The 2,370-nt window shown below is 41.8% G+C and carries 1 protein-coding gene; it reads left to right on the top strand.

The features are described 5' to 3' along the window. Positions 1–446: 446 nt before the first annotated feature. Positions 447–2,288, top strand: a complete 1,842-nt coding sequence (gene ltrA, locus PX482_RS25165; protein ID WP_288123179.1) for a group II intron reverse transcriptase/maturase — start codon at positions 447–449, stop codon at positions 2,286–2,288. Positions 2,289–2,370: the final 82 nt, after the last annotated feature.

Genomic DNA, 2,370 nt, shown 5'->3' with positions numbered 1-2,370 from the left:
CACAACTCTGGGACTGAAGCGGGGAACGGAAGGCTCCTAGATGTAACCTAACATCCAAACCGAGACCACTGCCAACCATCCAAGATTAGGCGTGAGCCAAATGTCTGACGTGAACCATCGTAAGTGTATAGCAGTGAAATAGGTTGACACACTGCGTTCAAAAGAATAAGGGGAAGAAAGTAAGGAACTTTGATTTTTCACTTACACAGACCTTTAAAAGTACCCCGGTGGAGAGGACAAATCTAAAGATGGAATGCCCATATAAACGGAACGTAATAAACCCTTTTAGGCTCTGGGTACAGGTCGAAATACCCAGTAGTGACAAGTGTAAGCGCAAGCCTTTAAGGGTGTGAGATGTAACCAAAAGCCAACGCTTGACGGTAATAGTCAGGATATGCTAACAGGTTACGGTTTGTCTGTAAGGATAGAGTCTAGTAGGAGTCTATATGACGAAAGCGAGAGAAGGTAAAGGATTCGGGAAACCGAAAACCACTAAGACTACGAATGTATGGAAAGCTATCAACTGGGGTAAAATCCAAAGATACGTTTTCAAGCTCCAAAAGAGGATATACCAAGCGGCTAAATCGGGACAGGGTGCAAAGGTTAGAAAGTTGCAACGTCTATTAGTGAAATCATACTACGCTCGTCTATTAGCAGTTCGCAAAGTAACCCAAGATAATCAAGGAAAGAAAACAGCAGGAGTCGATGGAATGATAGCAGTATCCCCAGAACAAAGGCTAAATCTAACCGAAGAAATCAAAGGAACACTTAAAGCAAAACCGTTAAGAAGGGTGTGGATTCCTAAACCGGGTAGGGATGAAAAACGCCCTCTAGGAATACCAACCATCAAAGATAGAGCAAGACAAGCGTTGATTAAATCGGCACTCGAACCAGAATGGGAGTCAAAGATGGAAGGAACCAGCTACGGTTTCCGACCCGGAAGGTCTGCCCATGACGCAATATCAAGGATATACCTTAGCATTAATAAAAGTAGCTACTTTGTATTAGATGCTGATATTGCCAAGTGTTTTGACCGAATTAATCACGACTTTTTACTGTCTAAAATTCACTGTCCAAGCTCCCTGAAAAGAGATATTAAACAATGGCTCAAAGCAGGAGTATTGGACAACGGCGTATTTGAAGAAACAGAAACAGGGACACCTCAAGGAGGGGTAATAAGTCCACTACTAGCCAACATCGCACTGGATGGAATGGCAAGATTAATTGAAATACTATTCCCCAAAAAGAATAAGATAAATCAAGCTGTTTTAATAAGATATGCCGATGATTTTGTAGTGATTTCACCATCACTCGAAATCATTGAACAGTGCCAAACTGCCATTTCTGAATGGCTAAAGCCTATTGGATTAGAACTCAAACCAGAAAAAACCAGAGTGTGTCACACACTCAAACCCATTGAATATAATGGGAAAACGGAAGAACCCGGTTTTGACTTTCTAGGATTCAATATCAGACAATACCCAGCCGGAAAATACAAAGCAGGTAAAATAACGAAAGGAATACCTAAAACATTCCTAACCCACATTAAACCTAGCCAAAAAGCAGTTAAAGCCCACACAGAAGCGATAAAAGGTGTAATCAAAAAACACAAAACAGCACCTCAATCAGCCCTGATTAGACAATTAAACCCAATCATTAGAGGATGGGCAAACTACTATTCAGGAGTAGTATCCACAGATACCTTCAATAAACTAGACTACACAATCTGGTTAATGTTAAGGGCATGGACAGTATCAAGATGCGGTAAAGCGAACTACAAAAAGCTGAGTAAATATTTTGGACCGGGTACAGTCAAACTCAGCAATGGGAAAGAAAGACACGAATCTTGGTTATTTCAAACCAAAGATGGTGTCCATTTATGGAAACATAATTGGACAGCAATTGTCAGACATACCCTAGTACGCGCCGACGCTTCACCCTACGACGGAAATTGGACTTACTGGGCGACCAGACGAGGACAAGCAATTGACACACCTACAAGAGTAGCCAAACTACTTAAGAAGCAACAAGGCAAGTGTAGCCGATGTGGGCAGTATTTTACCCCATCGGATTTAATTGAAGTTGACCACATTCACCCAATAAGCTTAGGCGGAAAGGATGAATATAAAAACCTTCAATTACTACACCGCCACTGTCACGATGATAAATCGGCATCTGATGGAAGCCTAAAATCATCTAATTCGACATCACCCGATGTTAATGCAGATAATACAAGGTCAACAAAAAGATGTCAAGTTGTATCCTTAACAAGGGAACCGTCAAACTAGGAGCCGTGTGAGGTGAAAGTCTCATGCACGGTTCTGAATGGGAGGGGAGGTCGGTGACGATTTTCTCGACCCCTAATAGTAT

It is taken from the genome of Microcystis sp. M53602_WE12 (assembly GCF_030065455.1).
In the GTDB taxonomy this organism is placed as follows: domain Bacteria; phylum Cyanobacteriota; class Cyanobacteriia; order Cyanobacteriales; family Microcystaceae; genus Microcystis; species Microcystis aeruginosa.
This window is presented reverse-complemented; position numbering and strand designations above follow the sequence as displayed.